At 55.7% G+C, this 24,589-nt stretch carries 22 protein-coding genes; 11 read left to right on the top strand and 11 right to left on the bottom strand.

Annotated features, from left to right (window positions below; translation table 11 throughout):
* Window positions 1-16: 16 nt before the first annotated feature.
* From tssM to M2406_RS09560, 7 genes are all read right to left on the bottom strand, one after another.
* Complete coding sequence (gene tssM / locus M2406_RS09590; protein WP_259189751.1) at window positions 17-3,655, bottom strand: type VI secretion system membrane subunit TssM; 3,639 nt, start codon at window positions 3,653-3,655, stop codon at window positions 17-19.
* Window positions 3,655-4,857: a DotU family type VI secretion system protein gene (locus M2406_RS09585; protein WP_017893250.1), complete on the bottom strand. Its 1,203-nt coding sequence runs from the start codon at window positions 4,855-4,857 to the stop codon at window positions 3,655-3,657. The genes tssM and M2406_RS09585 overlap by 1 nt, the downstream gene beginning before the upstream one ends.
* Before the next feature lie 21 nt (window positions 4,858-4,878).
* Window positions 4,879-6,225: a type VI secretion system baseplate subunit TssK gene (gene tssK / locus M2406_RS09580; protein WP_012145720.1), complete on the bottom strand. Its 1,347-nt coding sequence runs from the start codon at window positions 6,223-6,225 to the stop codon at window positions 4,879-4,881.
* A 40-nt stretch (window positions 6,226-6,265) separates the two neighbouring features.
* Complete coding sequence (tssJ, locus tag M2406_RS09575) at window positions 6,266-6,796, bottom strand: type VI secretion system lipoprotein TssJ (RefSeq protein ID WP_012145719.1); 531 nt, start codon at window positions 6,794-6,796, stop codon at window positions 6,266-6,268.
* Between the two features lie 26 nt (window positions 6,797-6,822).
* Entirely contained in the window at window positions 6,823-7,323 is a 501-nt protein-coding gene (gene tagV / locus M2406_RS09570; protein ID WP_115184391.1) for a type VI secretion system accessory protein TagV, read from the bottom strand.
* A 66-nt stretch (window positions 7,324-7,389) separates the two neighbouring features.
* Window positions 7,390-7,677 carry a hypothetical protein gene (locus tag M2406_RS09565; protein ID WP_129939748.1) on the bottom strand — a complete coding sequence of 96 codons (288 nt, stop codon included), beginning with the start codon at window positions 7,675-7,677 and terminating at the stop codon, window positions 7,390-7,392.
* 757 nt (window positions 7,678-8,434) lie between these two features.
* On the bottom strand, window positions 8,435-9,367 hold the full coding sequence (locus M2406_RS09560; protein WP_259189750.1) for a LysR family transcriptional regulator: 933 nt from the start codon (window positions 9,365-9,367) through the stop codon (window positions 8,435-8,437).
* Between the two features lie 97 nt (window positions 9,368-9,464).
* Between M2406_RS09560 and pcp the strand changes: the two genes are divergently transcribed.
* Window positions 9,465-10,112: a pyroglutamyl-peptidase I gene (pcp, locus tag M2406_RS09555; protein ID WP_259189749.1), complete on the top strand. Its 648-nt coding sequence runs from the start codon at window positions 9,465-9,467 to the stop codon at window positions 10,110-10,112.
* Window positions 10,113-10,226: 114 nt separating this feature from the next.
* On the opposite strand, the gene M2406_RS09550 is transcribed toward pcp, so the two are convergent.
* From M2406_RS09550 to M2406_RS09535, 4 genes are all read right to left on the bottom strand, one after another.
* Complete coding sequence (locus M2406_RS09550; RefSeq protein ID WP_259189747.1) at window positions 10,227-11,261, bottom strand: NADP-dependent oxidoreductase; 1,035 nt, start codon at window positions 11,259-11,261, stop codon at window positions 10,227-10,229.
* A gap of 76 nt (window positions 11,262-11,337) precedes the next feature.
* Window positions 11,338-11,757 carry a universal stress protein UspC gene (gene uspC / locus M2406_RS09545; protein WP_012145713.1) on the bottom strand — a complete coding sequence of 140 codons (420 nt, stop codon included), beginning with the start codon at window positions 11,755-11,757 and terminating at the stop codon, window positions 11,338-11,340.
* A gap of 150 nt (window positions 11,758-11,907) precedes the next feature.
* Window positions 11,908-12,123 carry a transcription modulator YdgT gene (ydgT, locus tag M2406_RS09540; protein ID WP_012145712.1) on the bottom strand — a complete coding sequence of 72 codons (216 nt, stop codon included), beginning with the start codon at window positions 12,121-12,123 and terminating at the stop codon, window positions 11,908-11,910.
* 45 nt (window positions 12,124-12,168) lie between these two features.
* Window positions 12,169-12,480: a hypothetical protein gene (locus M2406_RS09535; RefSeq protein WP_259189745.1), complete on the bottom strand. Its 312-nt coding sequence runs from the start codon at window positions 12,478-12,480 to the stop codon at window positions 12,169-12,171.
* A 1,024-nt stretch (window positions 12,481-13,504) separates the two neighbouring features.
* Here M2406_RS09535 and flhD point away from each other — a divergent pair.
* The 10 genes from flhD to M2406_RS09485 all read left to right on the top strand — a co-directional run bounded on the left by flhD (window position 13,505) and on the right by M2406_RS09485 (window position 24,524).
* Window positions 13,505-13,855, top strand: a complete 351-nt coding sequence (gene flhD, locus M2406_RS09530) for a flagellar transcriptional regulator FlhD (RefSeq protein WP_012145711.1) — start codon at window positions 13,505-13,507, stop codon at window positions 13,853-13,855.
* Window positions 13,856-13,857: 2 nt separating this feature from the next.
* A complete protein-coding gene (gene flhC, locus M2406_RS09525) occupies window positions 13,858-14,439 on the top strand; it encodes a flagellar transcriptional regulator FlhC (RefSeq protein ID WP_012145710.1) in 582 nt (193 codons plus the stop codon).
* A 158-nt stretch (window positions 14,440-14,597) separates the two neighbouring features.
* Window positions 14,598-15,488 (top strand): flagellar motor stator protein MotA, encoded by an 891-nt coding sequence (gene motA / locus M2406_RS09520; protein ID WP_017893240.1) that lies wholly within the window; start codon window positions 14,598-14,600, stop codon window positions 15,486-15,488.
* Window positions 15,485-16,450, top strand: a complete 966-nt coding sequence (gene motB, locus M2406_RS09515) for a flagellar motor protein MotB (protein WP_017893239.1) — start codon at window positions 15,485-15,487, stop codon at window positions 16,448-16,450. The genes motA and motB overlap by 4 nt, the downstream gene beginning before the upstream one ends.
* 4 nt (window positions 16,451-16,454) lie before the next feature.
* Window positions 16,455-18,428, top strand: a complete 1,974-nt coding sequence (gene cheA, locus M2406_RS09510) for a chemotaxis protein CheA (protein WP_259189744.1) — start codon at window positions 16,455-16,457, stop codon at window positions 18,426-18,428.
* 32 nt (window positions 18,429-18,460) lie between these two features.
* A complete protein-coding gene (cheW, locus tag M2406_RS09505; RefSeq protein WP_012145706.1) occupies window positions 18,461-18,961 on the top strand; it encodes a chemotaxis protein CheW in 501 nt (166 codons plus the stop codon).
* Window positions 18,962-19,142: 181 nt separating this feature from the next.
* Window positions 19,143-20,813 carry a methyl-accepting chemotaxis protein gene (locus tag M2406_RS09500; RefSeq protein WP_012145705.1) on the top strand — a complete coding sequence of 557 codons (1,671 nt, stop codon included), beginning with the start codon at window positions 19,143-19,145 and terminating at the stop codon, window positions 20,811-20,813.
* Window positions 20,814-20,948: 135 nt separating this feature from the next.
* Window positions 20,949-22,574 carry a methyl-accepting chemotaxis protein gene (locus tag M2406_RS09495; protein ID WP_126501755.1) on the top strand — a complete coding sequence of 542 codons (1,626 nt, stop codon included), beginning with the start codon at window positions 20,949-20,951 and terminating at the stop codon, window positions 22,572-22,574.
* Between the two features lie 28 nt (window positions 22,575-22,602).
* On the top strand, window positions 22,603-23,475 hold the full coding sequence (cheR, locus tag M2406_RS09490; RefSeq protein WP_012145703.1) for a protein-glutamate O-methyltransferase CheR: 873 nt from the start codon (window positions 22,603-22,605) through the stop codon (window positions 23,473-23,475).
* A complete protein-coding gene (locus M2406_RS09485) occupies window positions 23,475-24,524 on the top strand; it encodes a chemotaxis response regulator protein-glutamate methylesterase (RefSeq protein WP_012145702.1) in 1,050 nt (349 codons plus the stop codon). Before cheR ends, M2406_RS09485 begins: the two co-directional genes overlap by 1 nt.
* The last annotated feature ends 65 nt before the right edge of the window (window positions 24,525-24,589 follow it).

The following is a 24,589-nucleotide window of genomic DNA, read 5'->3' as shown; positions in this document are numbered from 1 at the left end:
ATCTTGTCCTTCGGGCCTACGGGCAGGAGAATGCCGGTAACTGGAACGGATTGCGGATACTGTTGGGAGTGAACTCCAGCGTTACGCGGTGGCCATCCAGGTTAAAGGTTGCCTGACGACCGAGGCTGCTGCTGCCGGCGGAAGTCTGCGCCATATCTACCAAACGGTTCAGCGCCCAGGGGCCGCTGGTGACCAGGCTGGCGGTGGATCCGTTGGCCAGCGCCAGCTGCAGGTGCACCTGATTGGTATTACGGGTACCCGGCCAACTGATCACCAGAGGAACCTGCGGCCCGTGGCTGTATTTGAACAGTTGCCCGTCGATATCCAGCGTCAGGTTGAGGATGTCGTTATCCATCCGTACCGGTCGAACGGTCACGCGGTAAGACGGCGTCGCGGTGCCGTTGGCGAAGAAGGCGTCACGAATGCGTTGTGCCTGCTGAAATGAACGCAGGATGCCTTCGCCACCGGGCAGCGTTTTGCCGTCTACGCCGGGAGTGAAACGCCAGTTGGCACGGGTGGTGTCGACCTTGCCCTGCAAATTGTCACGGAAGAAGCTGTCCATCAGCCCGCTGTTCGGCGCAAACATGCGCGCCAAATCGTCAGGCGTCACTTCCTGACGCACCCGGGCGACCAGGGGATAACGCCCGGCAATCGCCTGGCGGCAGAAGCTGCCGACTTCGACGCTGATGCGTTTCTTGACGTTTTCCATCTCTTTGCGTTGCGTGTCGCTGCTGGCACCAATCGCCAGCGACAGCAGCATCTGTTTGAACGGCACCGGTAAACGACCGGACTCGGCCTGCAAGCGCGGGATGATATCGCTGGGCGGTGCCGACATGCCGCTGTTGGCCGCGCCCTGAACCGCGGTCAGGTAGCTGTACAACTCATCAACCTGTTTCAGCACGCTGTCGAACGGGATCGCCTTGTTGCCTTCTCCCTGACTTTGCGCCAGCTCCAGTAATGCGGCGAAATGCGCCATCACCAGTTGTTCCGGCTGGGCTGAGACATCGCCGTCGGCGTTGGCCGGTCGATGGGTGAACAGGGCTTCCAGTTGGTGGTTGGCACTCTGGTTCAGCCGGTCTTCGGTTTTATCCAGCAGCGAACGGGAGTCAGCAGTGCTTTTCTCGTCGCGCAGGGTGACATTCTTGCTGACGTTAACCAGCAGGTTACGCATCGGCGAAGGGTTGCCTGACAACAAGCGTGCGCTGCTGATGCGCTGACTCAGGTTTCCGATATTGGCCAACTGAATATCACCCAGCAGTTCATCCCAGGCGCTGATAAAGTCCTGCATGTACAGTTGGCGAATGGTTTTGATCAAATCGGCGTTTTTCTGATCCGGGGTTTTGCTGTTCAGTACCCAAACATCTTCCTGGCGCAGGGTATCGGTCACCGGATCAATATTGTCGTTGAAGGTTTTCCAATAGCCCCGTGAGGTAAACAGGCCCGGCACCCCGTCGGTCACCGGCTTGCCGCTTTTGCGCGAAAAGGCCAGTTCGGTCTGCGGGCCGGCCAGGTCAACCAGGCTGACAGGTTTAATCTCGGTTTGCTTGAGCAGCAGGCGTTTCAGGCGGCCGTACACCCGCTGCGACAGGGGAGCACGGTTTAGCGCGGCCTGGGCCTGTTCCACCATAGGTTCATCTTTGGCGTAAGGCGAAGCCTGGATCTGTTCGTCGAGCAGTTGGCTCAGGTGCCATTCAATCTGCTGCAGCTGCTTCTGGGTGCTGCCCTGCGGCAGGTTGCGTTGCAGGTTGAGCATGACCCAGGCGCGCAGGAATTTGCCGTCATACTGTTTCGGCAGATACAGCATCTGGTAGGCCTTCAGTGCTTCGTAGCTAAAATCGGCATCGCCGTGGTTGTCGTTGCGCAGCGTCGTGGCGATCTGCTGTGCCACCTGTGGCAGCAGCAACTCCTTTAGCGCTTTCTGATACAGCGAGTCGCTGGCATCACTGACCTGATCGCCACGGTACAGCCCCATGCGATAGGTGAACGGGGGATCTTCCAGCGAGAAGTTCTGACTGTCCGGCAAATGCAGCACGCTGTTGAGGAACGGCAGCAGCGAAAGCATATCGCCATTGCCCAACTGCGTCAGACCCAGCCCCTGGCGTTCTACGCCGGGTACCTTGGCGGCCACTTCAGCCAGATAAGCCTTGTTGTTGCTGTAGCTGGTGAACCAGAAAATCGCCAGGATCGCCAGGCAGGCCGCCAGCAGGATATAGCCCGCCCAATGCACAGCGCGGTTACGGTATTCCCACCAGCGGTTACTGCCCGCCAATCCGGACTCCTGGAAAATCACCGATTCCAGCGTGTCTTTCAGGAAGAAGCTTTGGCCCTTGCCAGCCGGGATGGGTGCGGCCGGATCCACATGGTTCCAGGCCGGGTTGGCGTGTGGTTGGCTGCTCGCCGTTGGCAATTGCAGGTAACGGTTCAGTTCGCCCATCACCCGATCGAACGGCAGACCTTCCTGGGTGCCGCTGGTGAAGTAAATACCGCGCGGGGTGAAGCGGGTTTCAAAACTGGAGGTGGCAAACACCTGTTCCAGATACTGGCCCAGCAGCGGACGCAGGGCCGCGAATTCCTGCGGGAACAGGTAGCTTTCAGCCCGCTGGCGGCCATCATGTTCAACCAGCAAGGTCTCAGGCAGCGCGGCATCCAGTCGCTGCTGCAGCAAAGCATACTGTTGTTCGAAGGTGGCATTCAGATTGAAATCTGGCTGACGCGATGCCTCATAGGGGAAGGTGAACCCCCAGATTTGCTCGCGCTGCGCTTTATCAAAGCCGTTGAAATAGGCCATAAAGCCATTAAGCAGGTCGGTCTTGGTGACCAACACATAAACCGGGAAATGGATCCCCAACTGTTCATGCAGCTCAATCAGGCGTTTACGCAGCGAGCTGGCCTGCGCGGCGCGGGCTTCGCTACTTTCGCTCAACAAATCGGCGATGCTGATGGTCACCATCACGCCGTTGATCGGCTGACGGGTACGGTATTTTTTCAGCAGGCCGACGAAGCTTTTCCACTCGTCGGCGTCTTCCTCGCGCTGGCTTTCCTGAGTGGTATAACGACCCGCGGTATCAAGCAGTACGGCGTCATTGGTGAACCACCAGTCGCAGTTACGGGTACCGCCCACACCGCGCAGGGCGGACTTGCCGAAGCGATCCGCCAGCGGAAAATGCAGGCCGGAGTTGACCAGCGCGGTGGTTTTACCGGCACCCGGCGCACCGATGATCACATACCACGGCAGTTGGTAGAGATATTGGCTGCTGAAGTGGGTCATCCAGCGGTGTTTGCTGTCCCCCTGACCCGGTGCGAAGCGGGCTTTCTTCAACAATTGCGCCGCTTCATCAAAGCGCTGGGCCAGCTGCTCATCCTGTTTGGCTACCGGCTTGCCGTTTTCAGCCGGGACTTCTTCGGCGGCACGCAGGTTACTCAGCAGGCGGCGGTTGAACCAGGCACTGTAGATGCGTGGAATAATGCGGCACAGGAACCAGATCAGATAGATAGCGCCGATGGTTAACTGGCGGTTGAGTGCCGGCTCCAGCGGCCGATAATCGCCGATAGCCACCAACGGGCCGATCATCCAGATGATGAACGCCAGCGCAGTAATGCCGGCAAAGCCCCATAACAGGCGGCTGGTGATGATGGAGAATAACGTACTGAGCATTACTTTCCGTTTCCTTGCGGCAAGCCGTTGATTTCCGCCTGGGTATTTTCTGGCGCAACCAACAGCGTAATTTCTACCCGGCGATTCAGCGCGCGGTTCACTTTGCTATTGTTCGGTGCGACCGGGTTGCTTTCACCGCGGCCTTCCGCCTTCACCCGTTGCGGGTTGTCGAGGTGTTTCTGCAGTTGGGCGCTGACCGCGTCGGCGCGTGCCAGCGACAACTCCCAGTTGGAAGCGAAGCGTGCGCTGCGGATCGGCAGATTATCGCTGTAGCCGGTGACCAGGATCTTGCCGCTGACGCCGTTCATCGCCGCGGCAATGCGGTCAATGACCGGGATATAGTTGCCGCGCACCGTCGTTGCGGCGGAGTCGAACAGGCCATCCCCTTTCAGGATCACCACGCTCTGCTGAGCTTCGTCACGCACCACCACCAGACCTTCGGCAATTTCTTTGCGCAGGAAGCTTTTCAGGCTCAGCGTCGGTGGTGCCGCCGGTGCCGGATTGCTGATGGCAACCTGTGGCAGGTTGGTCTGATAAATAGCTGCCAGCACCGGACTGGTGCTGTCGCCCAGCCGCCAGTTGAGGCCGATAAACAGCAACGACGCCAGAAAACCGGTCAGTGCTACGCAGGCCCATAATGGCACCAGAGGGCGCCACAATTTTTGCTGTACCGGCAGATCCAGTGCGTTGGGGGACAGGGGTGGGGCGTAACCGCCGCGTACCGAGCGGATCAGTTGCAGCAGGCGTTGCTTCATGGTTTCCAACTGCGAGCGGCCGTTCTCCATCACTCGATAGCGGCCTTCGAACCCCAGCAGCAGGCAGAAGTTAATCAGTTCCAGCAGTTGGATGTGTTCGCGTGGGCTTTGCGACAGCTTGGCCAGCAGTTGGAAGAACTTCTCTCCGCCCCAGGTTTCGTTGTGGAAAGTGACCAACAGCCCGCTGCCGGACCAGACGCTGCTGCTGCCCCAGGGCGTTAGCGCGGCGGCTTCGTCCAGCGCGGTACACAGGCAATAACGTGCGCCGATAATCACTTCATACGGCAGGTTGGCGCGCTGACCCTGGAGTTCGAAGTGGCGAACTTTATCGATCAGTTGCTGGCGCAGCTGCGCCGGATTGGCGTGGGTGGCCGATTGGCGGATTTGCGAAATGGCGTTCAGCAAAGGGTTCGCGGCTTCTACCAACGGGTTGCCTGCCGGCGTCATGTTATTTTCCTGAGTCATAGGTTACCGGTCCGTATGGCTGCGAATCGCCCAGAATTCCATATCCAGACCCGGGAAGTCGCCGGCCAGGTGCAGAGCGAAGGCGCTGGATTTTTCCATCTGCTTCCACAGGTCACTGCCTTTTTCCAATTCGAAATAGGTATAACCCGCGTGATAGGGGATCTGGCGTGGTGCCGCCGGCATGGTGCGCAGCCCGATGCCTGGCAGTTGCAACTGCACCAGATCGCGAATACGCGTTACCGGGGCAATCTTCATTTGCGCCGGGAAGTGAGTCAGCAGCACTTCGGCGGCGACATCGGCACGTACCGCCAGCACGAAACCGAAGTCGCGCATCATTTTGGTGTCTTGTACGGTGGCAATGTTCAGACCATGCGAGCGTTCGACCAGCGTCAGTTGGATGGCGTTGTCTTCCAGCACCACCGACAGCCCCTGGCGCAGCAACAGCATCAATTTGCCGAAACACAGCGCCAGGTTGTCATGGTCATACACCGGCAGCCGGGCTTCCGGTGTGCGCTGCGCCGAGAAGCTGGCTAGCTCGGTGGCGAACTGCAGCCAGTCGGCGAACAGGCGTTCCGGGTGCAGGTGATCGAGATGGTAAGCGTGGCTCACCTGGCCGAGATGGCGGTTAATCAGTTGCAACAGCATGAAATCGACCATCTCGGAACTGCCGCCGCGCCCCGGTTGCAGCAGGCGCTGACTCATCTGCTGGCTACGCTGTTGCAGCAGGCCTTGCAGATCGTTGATAAAGGTCTTCAGCACCGGGCTTCCCTGACAGTTCAGCATCGGCGGAATTTGCACCTGATCGAGACGCAGGCTGGCGTCACCGCGTTTTTCCAGCACCCGGGTTACGCCGAGGGCTGTCCATTCGGCATTGAGTTCGCTTTCCAACATCAGACGCAGACGCAACTGACCAAACTGCAATGCCGCGCTGCCGACCGAAACGGCGTTCAGGTCGTCGACTTCGTTTTCATAGGCCAGATAACGCGCCAGCGCGTCCGGTGCTTCCTGAAAAATCACGTCTTCACGGCCCGCGCGGTAGGTTGGCAATGCCAGAACCACGTTTTCGCCGGTCTTGTTTTCGGCAATGGCCAGCGGAGCAGGCGCCTGTTGGGCGCCGGAAAAACGAAAGGGCGTGCCGTCCGGCATGATGCCACTGGCGGCGTTAAGCGCAATTTTGCCCTGACGCAGCAAGGTTTGATCCAAATCCAGCTGGAGGAAGCCCCAAAAATAACCCTGGTGGGCCTGGCCCCAATTACGCATGTAGTTTTCGAGATAGTTTTCCGCCTGCTGGAAATGATGAGGGCGCAAAAACATCCCTTCAGTCCAGACGACCTTATGAGCATCTTTCATCGTCACACCTATAGTTACTTCGCTTGGCCCTGGCTGCAGGTCAGTCGGGATCTTTCACGGAGTGCAGGCCATTAATGCCTGCCACAATGTGGGCTTCCAGCTCATCCGGTGAGAATTGCCACACCTTGTAGAAATTGGTTTCGGTCGGTTCCGGTAGCGGCAGTGAAATGCGCCAGGCTTTGCCATCGAGGTTCTGATATTCGGCGATGATGCCGATATAACGAGTTTCGAGCGTGCTTTGGCCGCCGAGTTTCTTCCCCCTTTGGCCCGGGGTCAGGAAGAATTGGTCGCTGTCCAGCAGGCTGGCGCCGAGCACGCTTTTGGCATCGCTCTGCAGGCTGAAGAAGTCAGCGTCCATAAATTCCGCATCGGAACGTAGCAGCAGTACCCGAATCTTTATCGGTGCCGGTCGTTGGCCTGCCGCGGCGTTCACCTGGCTGTCGGCATCGAAGACCAGGCTATAACGCGAGGGCACGCTCTTGGCAGAAGACATGCAGCCGTTGAGCACCAATGCGCCCAACAGCAGGAACACTATCCCGCACCAGCGGGAGGTGGTGGGTGTTGTTATCATGGTGAGTCTCGTCAACCAGGGGGAAACTACTGAAGGATCCAGGTGGCAGAACCGCTGTCTTTACAGGCTTTGCTGTCACCGCCGACTTTCACGCAGTCCTGCCGGGTAGCACGATTCCGACGCGGTAAATCTTTACGCAGCGTCGATTTGTAGCGCGAAACCGGTACGCCGGCGTTGGCCTGGATGTAGCCCATCAGGTTTCCACCTTCGGCCTCGGTGATCGCCAGCCAATTGTTTTCGACTTCCCCCAGCACATAAAACGCGGCGGCATTGTCCAGGCTGCCGACGGCGCTGCCGCTGTAACCCGGGCTACTCATGATGCTGGCCGCATACAGGCTGCGGTATTCCTTGCCGATAGGTTTGAACCGTTGCGGGGCCTTGATGGCTGCGCGGTGCTGAAGTTTTACGCCGTCCACTTCACTGCTGATCATGGCGTTGATATCGAGAGCCGGCGGCGGCGGTGGCGGGGTGGAACAACCGGCAAGCGTCAGGGCGGTTAGCAGCGTTAGGGCAATCCGTGTTTTCACAATATCCTCTTTGATCTTTTTATGGGCAGAAATGACATGAAGGGCTGTGTAATAAAAACGTCTATTTCAGGGGGCAAACAGCAATATCTCTGACCGACTGGGCGCGGTGTAGATGCCCAATGCAGTCGTGGAGTTTTGCAGATGGAGATTGGCTTTGAGAATGACGGGCTGAGGACGCCACTGTGTAAGCCGTAGCTCCTCGCTGGCGAGTTGCCGTAGTTCAGGCTCAGGGCGCAGACGCGGGGAAACCCCCATGTCGGTTTGCACCAAAATGGAGACATCCGGGTGATGTTGTTCCTGCCGGTGGCAAGAACGATAAGGCACGCTTGGACGCAATGTTTTTATGAGTTTCATTGTGTGTGTCAGGCTTCCTGTAGATATCAGCGAACAGTTGGCTGTATCGCTCAAAAACAATCCCGTTTTTCGGTTTAATAGATATCAGGCTACTTCACAATCTTGATGTTTTGGCTGCTTGTACGTCGTGGTTTTGTAGGGGCGGTGGTCAGGTTTTCAAGACTCAAAAATCCCAGTGAATCTCCCCTCCCGGAAGGTTCTTAAACCGTGGCTAAACAGGGTGGAGGGAATTGAGTAATGATAAGTTAATTCGTACTATCCCTGGCTTTAGGCATGGCTACCGCACGAGAGTTGACGCGCGATCCCGATAGCGTATTTGTCACGATTTGAGACATGGGCTGACGAAAAATTTAACAAAGTTTACATATAAACAGAGAATCTGCAGTCTACAATAGCCCTGAAAATTTGCAAAATAACCTTCTGGATCAATGTTTAATTCGTTATCTTACTCACGTTTTGTTTTTAATGCATATAAAACATGGTGTTATGTGTTAATGGTTTTGGTGTGTGTTTTTGATGGTTCATTGGTAATACCATGAAATAATTATGTAACACTTAAGCCAATGTACTTAAATAACAACTATTTTTTAACGAAAAAAAAGTGACAGGCTGTTTTATGTGCTTACCATTTGCAGGGTAAAGATGATCACATATATAAATAAGTGGAATGTAATTTAGGAGGATTCCTATTTGTCTGGACGCGAAGCCACTCGCGCTGGGGCGCCTGGCTTGGTTGTTAAAACAGCAGAGTGGATGATTAACGGTGAAAAGAAGGAAGATTTAGCTGACTGAGAGTGTCGCATAACCATGCCAGCGCAGGGTCGCGTTTAACCTGTCGGCCGGCGACACATTCGATAGGGAAGGCAGGCATAGCCAATTCACTGGGGAGCGGCAGGAACTGAATTCGTGAAGGATCGGCAAATTGCCGGGCAACGCTGGTGGCAAGGGTGGCTATCAGATCGCTATCCGCCACCACGGCAGGCAGCGCGATAATATGTGAAAACGTCGCGGCGACCCGCCGCGCCAGCCCCATTTCAGTCAACCTCTGATCGATGATCCCGCGTGCCGAACCGTCGTCCGACGGTGCATAAAGCGCATGGGGCAGGCCAATGTATTGCTGCAAACTCCAGCTTTCGGCCGCTATCTGTGGGTGATGTCGGCTGGCGATACAGGTGAAACTCTCGTTAAATAACGGCTGCACCAGCATGCCTTCCGGCACTTCAATATGCCCGCCCAGGGCGACATCTATCTCTCCACGTTCAAGCTGTTGCACCACCGTACGCCGATCCAGCCGTGATACGCGGATATCAATACCGGGCGCAGCCTGACGCAGCCGACTGATGATGGTGGGTAACAGCGTGATATCCGCATAATCACCGGCTGCCAGCCTAAAACGGCGCTGGCTGGCCGTTGCCGGATCGAAAAGGGTCCGCGGCGTTAACGCCTGATGGATCTGTTCCAACACCGGTTGTATCTGCAGCATCAGTTGGTGAGCACGGGCGGTGGGCAGCATGCCGCCGCCGCTGCGGACGAACAATGGATCGTCAAACAGGGTACGAAGTCGGGCCAGCGCATTACTTACCGAGGGTTGAGCGCGGTTCAGGCGTTGGCCGGCGACGGTGACATTACGCGTTTGGTACAACGCCTCAAACACCACCAGAAGATTGAGATCGACGTTGGATAAATTCATATTATGAATACTCTATATACAGATAATCCATTTCCAGAATCATACCGCGTTGTTTAGGCTGAGAGCACGCTGATTCAATAACAACATAGGTGTGGCGATGGACAGGGTATTAGTGACGGGTATAGAGCCGTTTGACGGCGACGCGATTAATCCTTCATGGCAGGTCGCGCAAGCTCTGGCCGGGGAACAGGTGGCGGGTGCGGAGGTGGTGGTACGTCAATTGGCTTGCGTGCTGGGTTTGTCCAGCCAGCAGCTCATTGCCGCGATTGAAGAGTTGCGCCCAAAGGTGGTTATCTGTCTGGGGCTGGCGGGTGGGCGCGGAGAAATCTCCATTGAGCGGGTGGCCATCAACCTGATCGATGCCCGTATTCCTGATAATGCCGGTAAACAACCGATAGATATACCGGTGGTGGAGGGCGGCCCGGTGGGCTATTTTTCCACGCTGCCGGTGAAGGCGATTGTGCATCATCTGCGTCAGTCAGGCATTCCGGCTGTGGTTTCACATACGGCGGGGACCTACAATTGCAACCAGCTTTTTTATGGCCTGAGTCACCATATCGCCAGCCATAATCTGGCGATCAAGGGCGGTTTTATCCACATTCCTTACAGCCATGAGCTGGCGGTCAATCATCCGGGAAAACCAAGTATGGCGTTAGCGACGATGGTCGCGGCGGTGCGCAGTATTGTGCATACCGCGCTGACGGTGGGGGAAGATTTAACCATCACCGGGGGAGCGCTGCATTGAGGTGCCGGTAAAGTGCTCAGTGTTTCATGGTAGGGGCGCCGCATGCTGCGCCCGCTAGCCTATCAATGGGTTAAATCGGGTCGAACTCATTTTCGACCCGTAGCGGTTTTAGCGTTATTCGTCGCCGACGCGGATCACCAGCTTGCCGAAGTTCTTGCCGTGCAGCAGGCCGATCAACGCCTGTGGCGCATTCTCCAGTCCGTCGACCAGATCTTCGCGGAATTTGATTTTCCCTTGCTCGACCCATTCGCCCATCTGCTGCAGGAATTCGCCAAAGCCTTCTGCATAGTCATCAAAAATAATGAAGCCCTGCATGCGGATGCGTTTACGCAGAATCAGCCCCTGCAGCATCGGCAGGCGATCCGGGCCGGCAGGCAAGTCGGTGGCGTTGTAGTGGGCGATAATGCCGCACACCGGAATACGCGCCTGGGTATTGAGCAGCGGGATCACTGCATCAAACACCGCACCGCCAACGTTCTCGTAGTAAATGTCGATACCTTGCGGGCAGGCAGCGGCCAGCTGCTCGGCAAAATCAGGCGCCCGGTGATCGACACAGGCATCGAAGCCCAGCTCTTCTACCACATAGCGGCATTTCTCTTTACCGCCGGCCACGCCGACCACGCGGCAACCCTTCAGTTTGGCGACCTGTCCGACGACCGATCCGACGGCGCCGCTGGCGGCTGCAACCACCAGGGTTTCACCGGGTTTCGGCTGACCAATATCCAACAGGCCCATATAGGCGGTGAAGCCCGGCATGCCCAGGACGCCGAGCAGGCGGGAAGGGTGTTTCTGGTCCGGACCGAGATTACGCAAGCCACTGCCGTCAGATAAAGCATAATCCTGCCAGCCGTCATAGCCCAACACCCAGTCACCGGCTTTGAAGTCGGGATGCTGTGACGTAACAACACGCGATACCGTGCCGCCAACCATCACTTCACCGATCTCTACCGGTGGCGCGTAAGAAGGGGCATCGCTCATCCGGCCGCGCATGTAGGGATCCAGTGACAGATAGACGGTACGTAACAGTACTTGGCCAGCAGCGGGTTGCGGCGTCGCCACTTTTTCCAGGCGGAAATTGTCTGCGGTAGGCTCACCATGCGGGCGTGAGGCAAGTAAAAAACGGCGGTTGTGTTGCATAGACTGGGACATCAGACATTCCTTATGCGGATGGAATCCCAAGTCTAGTCAATCATTGACCAGAGGAAATAGCCGAATGTGCTCAGCGTTAAAGAGGAATGATCAGTACGTCGATATGACTGGTATTGATAAAGCGTGCTGCAGAGCAGGAAACCTTGTTCATCATGCTGTCGCTATGATTGCCGCAAACCACCAGATCATAGGTCTGCCGATGGCTGGCGTAGTTGAGGCTGTCACCCAACTCGCCGTGGACGATCAACGTATCGGCTATTGGATAATCGGCCCGCAGGCGCAGTTCTTCCATAAACAGCAGCGTTTCTTCCTCCATCAAGGCACGCAGATCGCCCAACATCGGCCCGGCGAAGTTATTGTACATTTCTGGATTGGCGATCATGCTCAGCAGGGTGATTTTGCCGTTGTAGGGGCGCACGATGGAGACGGCTTTTTCAACCAGGCGATGGCTGTCTGCCGCTACGGCGACGGTAACCAAAACGTTTTGATATCCCATCTTCCACTCCTGTTTCCTGTTGTTAGGGTAAAAGGGTAGAACCTGGCGAAACTAATAAATGTGTTTTGTATCACGCGCGTCAATAAATCATGGGGCATTGCCGTTATTTAGCAATAAAAGATCAACAGACACGCGCGCGTAATAAAAAAATTATAGCACCTGCGCCCACAGAGTTTTTGGTACCTTGCCCAAATCGAACAGTTTTCCGGCAACCAGCTCGGCACGACGGTGATCGGCAGCACGATACATGTTGCTGATTTCAATATCATTATCAATGGAATAATTGAGCTTGTCGTACACCTTTTCCACGCTGTCCAAACTGGTGCATTTGCGGAATGTCATCAGGTAATCCAGGGTATCGGTCATGATTAAAATATAGCCTGTTAAGAGTTGTTGTCGGACGAAGAAACATCACCCTGTCATCATGACAGCAGCAAAAGTGTGATGTGCGACCTGAAAAATTAATTTCAAATAAATAAATTTCAATACGGTAATAAATGGCTGCGCGCAAGTTGACCCTGCGCTGCGAATAATAATATGCCCGTGGATTGTCGGCAATGCCTGGCTGTCGATCGGCATACAAAATAGGGAAAGTCTCAGGCTTAAAAAGTCCGGGCGGCAAGGCTGGCGGGCGCCTTTCCCCCGACTTGTGCAAATGCGACATGCCTTGCTCTTGGGATCACAGAGGAGGGGGGATGCCAACCCGAGCTTTTTCATTCCCATTAGTGCCAACCTGACCACTCTTCTTCAGCATGAGTGAGCGACTGCCTGGCTGCAACGTGAAATCCACTGGGTATATATGAAACCCGTATAAAATAAAACGAAACTACGTTTTATTTTATACGGGGGTTTGTAATGACCGAAAAAAATGAAATGAGCTTTCAATCAATTTTAAACGAACGATAAAAAATGATTAAAGTTTTAATTAATACCGCCGATAAATCGTTTTGAGATAATTTTAGCCAAAAAACATCCGAAACCTGCCGCTTTCATTCCCATGATCATGAAACATATGGTTACCTCTGCTTTCTTGTTCACAACCTCAGCGAGACATTGTTAACCTGATTGGATCATTAGCTGAAAATTAAAACAGCCAATGACTCGAATTTTAAGTCAAATCCGAAACCCTAAAACCATATAGTTTACGTGAGTTACTTTTCAATGCGGATAGTTTATTCGTCGGAAAATGGTTATTTATACTGTCTTTATCGGCTACGAGCAGATTTTTGTTCTGTTATTTTAGTTTGGTTATGCTTTTGTTCGAATTGATCTAAAAACGATATTTTTTTGGCTTATATACATTGTTTTTTAGACGTTTTTTTACCTGCGGTGATTTTGCGAGCAAAAATAAGGTCAAAAAAAACACTATAAATGCGATATTTGGCTTAATTATTTTTTATTTTTGTGACGCAGATCACATTGTATTTAAAATTGCCTCTCACTTACATTGTGTGTGCTAATGGTTCGGGGGTAGAGTTGCGCTGCATTAGGAATAATCTTATTAATTTTGTAAAAATAGTTTCACGGTGATTAAACACTGCTGAAGCAAAATGCTGTACATCCATACACGTTGGTTTACGCACGTATCAAATACTGAATGACGGTCCGAATTTAGTGATGTTGAAAAATTTATAACGGTCGTTATTCAGGGATTCATTTGCCAATTTAGGGAACAAACCCAGGTCACGGGCGATAAAAATTATCACCCAGCGTATGTTTTTAAACATAGTCTGTCGGGATGGGGAATATGGGTACGTCTGAATTACTTAAGCATATTTATGACATCAATTTGTCATATTTACTTTTAGCACAGCGTCTGATTAATGATGAAAAAGCATCGGCAATGTTCCGTCTGGGTATCGACGAGACCATGGCTGATGCGCTCGCTCAACTCACGTTGCCACAAATGGTCAAACTGGCTGAGACCAACCAGTTGGTCTGTCAATTCCGTTTTAACGATCACCAGACGATCGAGCGCCTGACGAAAGAGTCGCGCGTGGACGATCTGCAGCAAATCCATACCGGCATTTTGCTATCAAGCCACTTACTGCAAGAACTATCGGCTAAAGACGGTAGTGCGACGAAGAAAAGAGCTTGAAGATGGCAGAGAAAAGTATTGTTCAGGAAGCCAAGGACATTCAGCTGGCAATGGAGCTGATCACGCTGGGCGCCCGTTTGCAGATGCTGGAAAGTGAAACTCAGCTCAGCCGCGGGCGTTTGATCAAACTGTATAAAGAATTGCGCGGCAGTCCACCGCCGAAAGGGATGTTGCCGTTCTCGACCGACTGGTTTATGACCTGGGAACAGAACATCCATTCATCGATGTTTTATAACGCCTACAGTTTCCTGATGAAGAGTGGGCACTGCACTGGCGTTGAGGCGGTGATTAAAGCCTATCGTTTGTATCTGGAACAGTGTCCGCACCAACCGGGAGAACCGCCGTTGTTGGCGTTGACCCGCGCCTGGACACTGGTGCGTTTCGTCGATAGCGGCATGCTGCAGCTCTCGGCCTGCAACTGCTGTGGCGGCACTTTTATCACCCACGCGCACCAGCCGTTGAACAGTTTTGTATGCAGTTTATGCCAGCCCCCATCCCGCGCAGTAAAAAGACGTAAACTTTCGCCGCAACTGGCCGATATTATTCCTCAACTGCTGGACGAGCAGGTTAAACGCGCGATTTGAGCCGGCGACAGCGCCGGTTTATCCAGACTTAAATCGATTTGTGACACGCAAGGTTCGGCATACCGAACCCATCGACGCAGCCCAGACTGCTGCGTCGGTGCGTCTCAAACGCGCGCTTATCCCACCTTCCATCCACATTGTTAATTTAAGGAATGCGTGTGCTAGTTATTTTGGGTTATCTCGTGGTATTGGGTGCGGTCTTTGGGGGCTACCTGATTGTGGGGGGCCATCTGGGCGCGCTTTATCAGCCGGCAGAATTTTTGATTATCGGCGGCGCGGGTATCGGCGCTTTTATCGTGGGCAACAACGGTAAGGCGATAAAATCCACGCTGCGTGCCATCCCCAAGCTGATGCGTCGTTCGAAATACAGTAAAGATTTATATATGGACCTGATGGCGCTGCTCTTCCTGCTGCTGGCCAAATCTCGTCAGCAGGGCATGCTGTCCCTCGAGTTCGATATTGATAATCCGCAAGAAAGTGAAATTTTCTCTAATTATCCGCGCATTCTTGCCGATAACACCCTCGTGGAGTTTATTACCGATTACTTACGGCTGATGGTGAGCGGCAACATGAATGCGTTTGAGATCGAAGCGTTGATGGACGAAGAGATCGAAACCTTTGAACAGGAAAGCGAAGTCCCGGCAGGCAGCCTGGCGATGGTCGGTGATTCGTTGCCGGCTTTCGGCATTGTTGCGGCGGTGATGGGGGTGGTGCATGCGCTGGCCTCGGCCGATCGCCCGGCGGCCGAGTTGGGGGCGTTGATCGCCAACGCCATGGTCGGTACCTTCCTCGGTATTTTGCTGGCCTACGGTTTTATCTCGCCGTTGGCCACCCTGCTGCGGCAGAAAAGCGCTGAAAACGTCAAAATGATGCAGTGCATCAAGGTCACTTTACTGTCCAGCCTGAATGGTTACGCACCGCAGATTGCCGTCGAATTTGGCCGTAAAACCCTGTACACCACCGAGCGTCCGTCCTTCGTCGAGCTGGAAGAACATGTGCGCCGGGTGAAAGCGCCGGCACAGCAGGCGACGGAAGAAGAACAGGCATGAAGCAGAATCACCCGGTTGTTTTGGTCAGAAAACGCAAGTCGCATCAGGCCGGTCATCATGGCGGCTCCTGGAAGATTGCCTACGCCGATTTTATGACGGCGATGATGGCGTTCTTCCTGGTGATGTGGCTGCTGGCGATCGCCAGTCCGCAGGAACTGACGCAAATTGCCGAATACTTCCGCACGCCGCTAAAAGTGGCGCTGACCAGTGGCGACAAGAGCAGCTCGGAAAGCAGCCCGATCCCCGGCGGTGGCGATGACCCGACTCAGCAAGACGGACTGGTGAAAAGGCAGATTGATACGCTGGAGAAGCGCGACGAGGAACTGCGCTTGAACAAGCTGCGGGAAAAACTCGATGAGCTGATTGAGTCCGATCCGCGGTTGAAAGCGCTACGTCCGCATCTGCTGATCAACATGATGGATGAAGGTCTGCGCATTCAGATCATCGATAGTCAGAACCGCCCGATGTTCAAAACCGGCAGTGCGCAGGTTGAAAGCTATATGCGTGACATCCTGCGGGCGATTGCCCCGATCCTCAATGATCTGCCGAATAAAATCAGCCTGTCCGGCCACACCGACGACATTCCTTACGCCACGGGGGAGCGGGGTTACAGCAACTGGGAGCTTTCGGCCGATCGCGCCAATGCTTCCCGGCGTGAGCTGATTGCCGGTGGGCTGTCGGAAGGGAAGGTGCTGCGGGTGGTGGGCATGGCTGCCACCATGAGCCTGAAACAGCACGGCGCCGATGACGCCATCAACCGCCGCATCACCGTGCTGGTGCTGAACAAGCAAACCCAGCAGGGCATTGAACACGAAAATGGCGAAAGCAACGCAATCGAGGTCGCTCAGCCGGTCGAACTAAAATCGCTGGCCCCGGCGGCGACGGCTCCGGCCACCCTCATTGCACCGGAGCAGCCGGCGGCTGACCCAGTACCGACTAACAGCGACTCACAGCAGAGGTGATCCCGTGAGCATGGATATTAGTGCGTTTTATCAGACCTTTTTTGATGAAGCAGACGAGTTGCTGGCCGATATGGAGCAACACCTGCTGGAGTTGGATCCGCTGGCGCCGGACATTGAGCCGCTGAACGCCATTTTCCGCGCAGCGCACTCTATAAAGGGCGGGGCGGCTACCTTTGGTTTTACGGTACTGCAGGAAACCACCCATCTGCTGGAGAACCTGCTCGATGGTGCGCGGCGTCAGGAAATGAGCCTGAGCACCGAGATTATCAACCTGTTTCTGGAAACCAAAGACATTATGCAGGAGCAACTGGACGCCTATAAGACGTCACAAAAACCTGACGCCGACAGTTTTGAATACATCTGCCAGGCGTTGCGGCAGTTGGCGTTGGACGCACAGCAACAGGATGCCCCCGCAGCGCATCCGGCCACGGAACATGCCGTCGCGGTACCTGCGGCGATCGAAGGCGGGATGCGAATTTGCCTGAGTGGCCTCAAATCCAGCGAAGTCCCGCTGATGCTCGAAGAGCTGGGGAATCTGGGCGAGGTGAAAAACCCGCAGCAGACCGAAAACAGTCTGGAAGTGACGCTGCTGACCTCCGCCAGCGAAGATGACATCAGCGCGGTACTCTGTTTTGTACTGGAGCCGGAGCAAATCAGCTTCGCTACGCCGCCGCAGGCCGAAGTCGCGCCTGCCGCACCGGTACAGTCAGCGCCTGTCGTCTCGACAGCACCGGTGGTCAAACCGGCACCTGCGGCTGTCGAAGTCGCCAAACCACGGGCCAAGGCCAGCGAATCCACCAGTATCCGCGTCGCGGTAGAGAAAGTGGACCAGTTAATTAACCTGGTCGGTGAGCTGGTGATCACCCAATCGATGCTGGCGCAGCGTTCGGGCAGCCTGGATCCGGTGAATCACGGCGACCTGCTCAACAGCATGAGCCAGTTGGAACGCAATGCGCGCGACCTGCAAGAGTCGGTGATGTCGATTCGCATGATGCCGATGGAGTACGTGTTCAGCCGCTTCCCGCGGTTGGTGCGCGATCTGGCCGGCAAACTGAATAAACAGGTGGAGTTGCAGCTGCAGGGCAGTTCTACCGAACTGGACAAGAGCCTGATTGAACGCATCATCGACCCCTTGACCCACCTGGTGCGCAACAGCCTGGATCACGGTATTGAAGATCCCGATACGCGCGTCGCCGCCGGCAAATCGGCAGTGGGTAATCTGATCCTGTCGGCGGAACACCAGGGCGGCAATATCTGCATCGAGGTGACCGACGACGGCGCCGGTCTGAACCGCGAGAAAATTCTCGCCAAGGCGGCCTCGCAGGGGCTGGCGGTCAGTGACAGCATGAGCGATGAAGACGTTGGTATGTTGATCTTTGCTCCGGGCTTTTCCACTGCCGAACAGGTCACCGATGTGTCCGGGCGTGGCGTCGGCATGGACGTGGTGAAGCGAAATATTCAGGAGATGGGTGGGCATGTAGAAATCCATTCTCAGGCAGGCAAGGGGACCGCGATCCGCATCCTGCTGCCGTTGACGCTGGCGATCCTCGACGGTATGTCGGTCAAGGTGAACGACGAAGTGTTTATCCTGCCGCTCAACGCGGTGATGGAATCACTGCAGCCGCAGGCCGAAGACCTGCATCCATTGGCCGGTGGCGAGCGAGTGTTGCAGGTGCGCGGTGAATATCTGCCGCTGGTGGAACTGTTCCGGGTGTTCGAAGTGGCAGGCGCCAAAACCGATGCCACTCAGGGCATTGTGGTGATCCTGCAAAGTGCCGGTCGTCGCTATGCGTTGCTGGTAGATCAATTGGTCGGTCAGCATCAGGTCGTGGTGAAGAATCTGGAAAGCAACTATCGCAAAGTGCCGGGGATTTCCGCCGCCACTATTCTTGGCGATGGCAGCGTGGCGCTGATTGTCGATGTCTCGGCGCTGCAAACGCTGAACCGTGAACAGCGTCAGACCGACGCGGCCGCATAATAATTAATCTATTGATTTGAAGGGTGAATGACATGGCAGGACTGGCAACCGTCAGCAAACTGGCTGGCGAAACGGTAGGGCAAGAATTCCTGATTTTTACCTTGGGCAATGAGGAATATGGCATTGATATCCTCAAGGTGCAGGAGATCCGCGGATACGATCAGGTTACCCGCATCGCCAATACTCCGGCCTTTATCAAGGGCGTCACCAACCTGCGCGGTGTGATTGTGCCGATTATCGACCTGCGGGTGAAGTTTGCTCAGCAGGATGTGTCTTACGATGAAAACACCGTGGTGATCGTGCTGAACTTTGGCCAACGGGTGGTGGGTATTGTGGTTGACGGCGTATCCGACGTGCTGTCGCTGACCACCGAGCAGATCCGTCCGGCACCGGAATTTGCCGTAACGCTGGCGACCGAATACCTGACCGGCCTGGGTTCGTTGGGTGACCGTATGTTGATTCTGGTGGATATTGAAAAGCTGCTGAGCAGCGAAGAGATGTCCCTGGTCGACAGCGTGGCGAAAAGCGCCTGATCCGCCGATAGCACTCTGCATAGGGGCGCTGTATACCGTGCCCCTATCTGGAAACCTGACAAACCCAAACCCTACATAAAAATAGTTACCTCCCCGCATAAAGTTCTTCCCCGCTGCGCCGATAACTTTGTCAGTCAACGTAATCAGGGCCTGTCCGCGCGGGCGTTTATCAAGGGAAAACATGTTTAATCGTATGAAGGTGGTCACCAGCCTGTTACTGGTGCTGGTGTTATTTGGCGCCTTGCAGCTGGTTTCAGGCGGGCTCTTCTTCTCCTCACTGAAGAATGATAAAGAAAACTTCACCGTATTGCAGACCATTCGTCAGCAACAATCCGAGCTGAACGAAAGCTGGGTCAACCTGCTGCAGGCGCGCAACACGCTAAACCGTGCCGGTATCCGCCACATGATGGATACCAATAATATTGGCAGCGGTGCTACCGTCGCCGAGCTGCTGGCGCGAGCCAAAAGCAACCTGGTGGTGGCGGAACAACACTATGCCGCCTATGACAAAATCCCTCTCAATGCCCGCCAGGACTTGCAGTCGGCCGAAAAACTCAAACAGCAATACGGCATTCTTCACGGTGCCTTGACCGAACTGACGGTGTTATTGGGCGAGGGCAAAATCAACGCCTTCTTTGACCAGCCGACGCAAAGCTATCAGGACGCCTTCGAAGATATCTACAACACCTATCTGGCGCAAAACGACAAGCTTTACCAGAGCGCAGTGGAAGACAGTAACCACTCCTTCAACTTCGCTATCTGGACGCTGGCGGTGGTGCTGTTGACGGTACTGGCAGTGATTGTTCTGGTGTGGAGCGGTATTCATCACATTCTGGTGCGTCCGCTGAATCGCATGATCGAACACATCAAAATGATTGCCGCCGGCGATTTGACCCAGCCGATTGCAGTGACCAGCCGCAATGAAATGGGCGTACTGGCCGCCAGCCTCAAGCATATGCAAAACGAACTGATAGACACCGTTAGCGGTGTGCGTCAGGGGGCCGACGCTATTTATAGCGGCGCATCTGAAATTGCCGCCGGCAACAACGACCTCTCTTCACGTACTGAACAGCAGGCCGCCTCGCTGGAGGAAACCGCTGCCAGCATGGAGCAACTGACCGCTACGGTGAAACAGAACGCTGAAAATGCTCGTCAGGCCAGCCAACTGGCGTTGAGCGCCTCCGAAACCGCGCAGAAAGGCGGCAAGGTAGTGGCCAATGTGGTGCAAACCATGCATGACATCGCCGGTAGTTCGCAGAAAATTGCCGACATTACCGGCGTGATCGACGGTATTGCCTTCCAGACCAACATCCTGGCATTGAACGCGGCGGTAGAAGCGGCACGCGCCGGTGAACAGGGCCGTGGTTTTGCGGTGGTAGCAGGCGAAGTGCGCAATCTGGCACAGCGCAGTGCCCAGGCGGCGAAGGAAATCAAAGGATTGATCGAAGACTCCGTCAATCGCGTCGATATGGGCTCGGTACTGGTAGAAAGCGCCGGTGAAACCATGGGCGATATCGTCAATGCCGTCACCCGCGTTACCGACATCATGGGTGAGATTGCCTCGGCGTCCGACGAACAAAGCCGTGGTATCGATCAGGTCGGCCAGGCGGTAGCGGAAATGGACCGCGTCACCCAGCAGAACGCCTCGTTGGTGGAAGAGTCCGCCTCTGCGGCGGCGGCGCTGGAAGAGCAGGCCAGCATGCTGACCCAGTCCGTGGCGGTATTCCGCCTGAAAGCGGCAGGCCAGGACGAATTCAAAATGCCCGTCAGCAGCAAGGCAACAGTGACCCCGGTACTCAATCATAAAAAAATGAACGCCAGCGATCCGCAGGATAACTGGGAAACGTTCTAACCGGCATTGGGCCTCCTGCCTTTCAGGGGGAGGCCGATTCCCCGTTGGCCGATTGGCACAAGGCAGGAGAAACCCCGTTTCCCCGCCTGGCCAGAAATCTGAGCTGGCCACCGGCCGGCTGCAAGGAGGTTCATAGTGTTTAACCGAATCCGCGTCTCTACCAGTCTGTTTCTGTTGTTGATGACTTTTTGTGTTATGCAGTTGGCCACCAGCGGCCTGTCGTACACCGCTTTTCGTTCCGATAACCACAACCTGAATCTGATTACCCTCGGCAGCCAGCAGCGCGATGCCCTCAGCCTGAGCTGGGTATCGCTGTTACAGGCTCGCAATACGCTCAATCGCGCCGGAACCCGCGCAGCGCTCAAGCTGCCGCAGGATCAGGTCAATGCGCTGATGGGCAACGCGCGCAGTTCACTGCAAAAAGCCGACCTCTATTTCAACCAGTTCCTGGCGGTACCGCGTAACAGCGAACAGGAACAACAGCTGACGGCAACCACCAAGGCCAGCTATGACCGGCTGCGCAATACCCTGCGCGAGCTGATTGGCTTCCTGGAGAACGATAACCTGCAGGCGTTTATGGACCAGCCGACGCAGAAAACCCAGGACCTGTTTGAAGCCGATTTTGTCCAGTATCTGCAACTGGTGAGCGCCAACGTCAGTGAAGCCAATGCGGCGAATCAACGCTCCTTCACCCTGTCCGGCTGGCTGGTGGCCGGTGCGGTACTGATGCTGATCGTAGTCACCGGCAGTGCCATGTGGTGGCTGCGTAACATGTTGGTACGGCCGCTGAATATCATGCGCAGTCATTTTGACCGCATTGCCGCCGGCGATCTGGCCACGCCGATCCAGGTGTATGGCCGTAACGAAATCAGTCAATTGTTCGCCAGCCTGCAGCGTATGCAGCAGTCACTGATTGGCACCGTGGGTGCGGTACGCGACGGGGCGGAATCGATCCTGATTGGCCTGCAGGAAATTTCCGAGGGCAATAACGATCTTTCTTCCCGTACCGAGCAGCAGGCGGCCTCGCTGGAGGAAACCGCTGCCAGCATGGAGCAGTTGACCGCCACGGTGAAACAGAATGCCGATAATGCACGCCAGGCTTCACAACTGGCGCGTGACGCCTCCACCACCGCGGCCAAGGGCGGCGAGCTGGCGGGCGACGTTGTCACCACCATGCACGACATTGCCAACAGTTCGCAGAAGATTGGCGCCATTACCAGCGTGATCGACGGCATTGCCTTCCAGACCAATATCCTGGCGTTGAACGCGGCGGTTGAAGCGGCGCGTGCCGGTGAGCAGGGCAGAGGTTTTGCGGTGGTGGCCGGTGAAGTACGCAATCTGGCGCAGCGAAGTGCGCAGGCGGCGAAAGAAATCAAAGGGCTGATCGACGAGTCGGTCAGCCGCGTCAAGCAAGGGTCGGTGCTGGTGGAAAACTCCGGTGCCACCATGCAGGACATCGTGCGTTCGGTCACCCGGGTGACCGACATTATGGGAGAGATCGCCTCGGCGTCTGATGAGCAGAGCCGCGGCATCGAACAGGTGACACAGGCGGTCACCCAGATGGATCAGGTAACACAACAAAATGCCGCGTTGGTGGAGGAGGCAGCCTCGGCGGCCGTCGCGCTGGAAGAACAGGCGATTACCCTGGCCGACGCGGTGTCGGTATTCCGCCTGGCGGACGATAACTTCACCGCCCCGGCCAACTCTCAAAACGCAGTTTCACCCGTGGTAAAGGAAGCCCCAGATTGTCAAACCGCATAAGCAGCCCGTTTTTATTGAGTGAGATGGTATGAAGCCGGCACCCTCGACTCCTAACCGAGACCCTGCGACCTTATTGACGCAGATGGTACAGCGTCTGCCGTTGCTGGATGTGCATTTCCGCCGCATCAGCCAGCTGATTTACCAGCGCGCCGGTATCGTGCTGGCAGAGCACAAACGCGAGATGGTTTACAACCGTTTGGTACGACGTCTGCGACTGTTGGGCCTGAACGATTTTGGTGACTATCTGGCGCTATTGGAAAGCGATCCGAACAGCGCCGAATGGCAGGCGTTTATCAATGCGCTGACCACTAACCTGACGGCTTTTTTCCGCGAAGCGCATCACTTCCCGATCCTGGCGGAGCATGCGCGTCAGCGGCCTAACGGTTATTGCGTGTGGAGCACTGCGGCATCGACCGGCGAAGAGCCTTATTCGATCGCCATCACGCTCAGTGAAGTGCTGGGGCAACGCGCTACCGGTTGCCAGGTGTGGGCCAGCGACATCGATACTCAGGTGCTGGAAAAGGCCGAAGCGGGCGTTTATCGCCAGGAAGACTTGCGCACCCTGACGCCGACGCAGATGCAGCGTTATTTCCTGCGCGGCACCGGGCCGCATCAGGGGTTGGTGCGGGTGCGGCCGGAACTGGCGGGGCGGGTGAACTTTCAGTCGCTCAATCTGTTGGCCCCTGAATGGGCACTGCCGGGGCAATTTGACGCCATTTTCTGCCGCAACGTGATGATCTATTTCGACAAGGCGACACAGGAGCGCATTCTGCGTCGCTTCGTGCCCTTGCTTAAACCTGGGGGCCTGATGTTTGCCGGCCATTCAGAGAACTTCAGCCAGATCAGCCGGGATTTCTACTTGCGTGGGCAGACCGTGTATGGCCTGACCAAGGAGAGGTAATGAATAAAATCAGAGTATTGTGCGTGGACGACTCGGCCCTGATGCGGCAGTTGATGACCGAAATCGTCAACAGTCACCCCGATATGGAAATGGTGGCGAGCGCGCCGGATCCGCTGGTCGCACGCGATCTGATCAAAAAATTTAACCCACAGGTGCTGACGCTGGACGTCGAAATGCCGCGCATGGATGGCCTCGATTTCCTTGAGAAACTGATGCGTCTGCGGCCGATGCCGGTGGTGATGGTGTCGTCACTGACGGGCAAGGGTTCAGAAATTACGCTGCGTGCTCTGGAGCTGGGGGCGGTCGATTTCGTCACCAAACCGCAGTTGGGTATTCGTGAAGGCATGCTGGCCTACAGCGAACTGATTGCCGAAAAAATCCGCACGGCGGCCAAGGCGCGGTTACCACAGCGCTCCAGCAGCCCGGCCCCGGCGATCCTCAGTCATGCGCCGCTGTTGAGCAGTGAAAAACTGATCGCCATCGGCGCCTCTACCGGTGGTACCGAAGCGATCCGTCAGGTGCTGCAGCCGTTGCCGGCCACCAGTCCGGCGCTGTTGATTACCCAGCACATGCCGCCGGGCTTTACCCGTTCGTTTGCCGAACGACTGAACAAACTGTGCCAGATCACGGTGAAAGAGGCCGAAGACGGCGAACGCGTGCTGCCGGGCCATGCCTATATCGCACCGGGCGATCGCCATCTGGAGTTGTCCCGCAGCGGGGCTAATTACCAGGTGAAACTGCACGATGGCCCGGCGGTCAATCGCCACCGGCCTTCGGTGGACGTGCTGTTCCGCTCGGTCGCGCAGTACGCCGGACGCAATGCCGTAGGCGTGATCCTGACCGGCATGGGCAATGACGGCGCGATGGGCATGCTGGAAATGCATCGCGCCGGGGCTTATACCCTGGCGCAGAACGAAGCCAGTTGCGTGGTATTCGGTATGCCGCGCGAGGCGATTGCTACCGGTGGCGTCAATGAAGTGGTGGAGCTGGAGCGCATGAGCCAACGCATGCTGGCGCAAATTGCCGGTGGCCAAGCATTACGTATTTGATTTTGAGCCCTTAATTATACCCGTCGCCTTTCAAGCTGCAGCGTTGTTACCTGCACTCGCTCACC

The sequence above is a fragment of the Serratia sp. BIGb0163 genome (assembly GCF_024809935.1).
In the GTDB taxonomy this organism is placed as follows: Bacteria; Pseudomonadota; Gammaproteobacteria; order Enterobacterales; family Enterobacteriaceae; genus Serratia; species Serratia quinivorans.
The sequence above is the reverse complement of the archived record's forward strand: the minus strand, read 5'-3'. Positions and strand labels throughout refer to the sequence as shown.

Bases quoted from the DNA above. Each gene is read 5' to 3' on its own strand.
- tssM (WP_259189751.1), bottom strand. From the start codon at position 3,655: ATGCTCAGTACGTTATTCTCCATCATCACCAGCCGCCTGTTATGGGGC.
- M2406_RS09585 (WP_017893250.1), bottom strand. From the start codon at position 4,857: ATGACGCCGGCAGGCAACCCGTTGGTAGAAGCCGCGAACCCTTTGCTG.
- tssK (WP_012145720.1), bottom strand. From the start codon at position 6,225: ATGAAAGATGCTCATAAGGTCGTCTGGACTGAAGGGATGTTTTTGCGC.
- tssJ (WP_012145719.1), bottom strand. From the start codon at position 6,796: ATGATAACAACACCCACCACCTCCCGCTGGTGCGGGATAGTGTTCCTG.
- M2406_RS09565 (WP_129939748.1), bottom strand. From the start codon at position 7,677: ATGAAACTCATAAAAACATTGCGTCCAAGCGTGCCTTATCGTTCTTGC.
- M2406_RS09560 (WP_259189750.1), bottom strand. From the start codon at position 9,367: ATGAATTTATCCAACGTCGATCTCAATCTTCTGGTGGTGTTTGAGGCG.
- pcp (WP_259189749.1), top strand. From the start codon at position 9,465: ATGGACAGGGTATTAGTGACGGGTATAGAGCCGTTTGACGGCGACGCG.
- M2406_RS09550 (WP_259189747.1), bottom strand. From the start codon at position 11,261: ATGTCCCAGTCTATGCAACACAACCGCCGTTTTTTACTTGCCTCACGC.
- uspC (WP_012145713.1), bottom strand. From the start codon at position 11,757: ATGGGATATCAAAACGTTTTGGTTACCGTCGCCGTAGCGGCAGACAGC.
- ydgT (WP_012145712.1), bottom strand. From the start codon at position 12,123: ATGACCGATACCCTGGATTACCTGATGACATTCCGCAAATGCACCAGT.
- M2406_RS09535 (WP_259189745.1), bottom strand. From the start codon at position 12,480: ATGGGAATGAAAAAGCTCGGGTTGGCATCCCCCCTCCTCTGTGATCCC.
- flhD (WP_012145711.1), top strand. From the start codon at position 13,505: ATGGGTACGTCTGAATTACTTAAGCATATTTATGACATCAATTTGTCA.
- flhC (WP_012145710.1), top strand. From the start codon at position 13,858: ATGGCAGAGAAAAGTATTGTTCAGGAAGCCAAGGACATTCAGCTGGCA.
- motB (WP_017893239.1), top strand. From the start codon at position 15,485: ATGAAGCAGAATCACCCGGTTGTTTTGGTCAGAAAACGCAAGTCGCAT.
- cheW (WP_012145706.1), top strand. From the start codon at position 18,461: ATGGCAGGACTGGCAACCGTCAGCAAACTGGCTGGCGAAACGGTAGGG.
- M2406_RS09500 (WP_012145705.1), top strand. From the start codon at position 19,143: ATGTTTAATCGTATGAAGGTGGTCACCAGCCTGTTACTGGTGCTGGTG.
- cheR (WP_012145703.1), top strand. From the start codon at position 22,603: ATGAAGCCGGCACCCTCGACTCCTAACCGAGACCCTGCGACCTTATTG.
- M2406_RS09485 (WP_012145702.1), top strand. From the start codon at position 23,475: ATGAATAAAATCAGAGTATTGTGCGTGGACGACTCGGCCCTGATGCGG.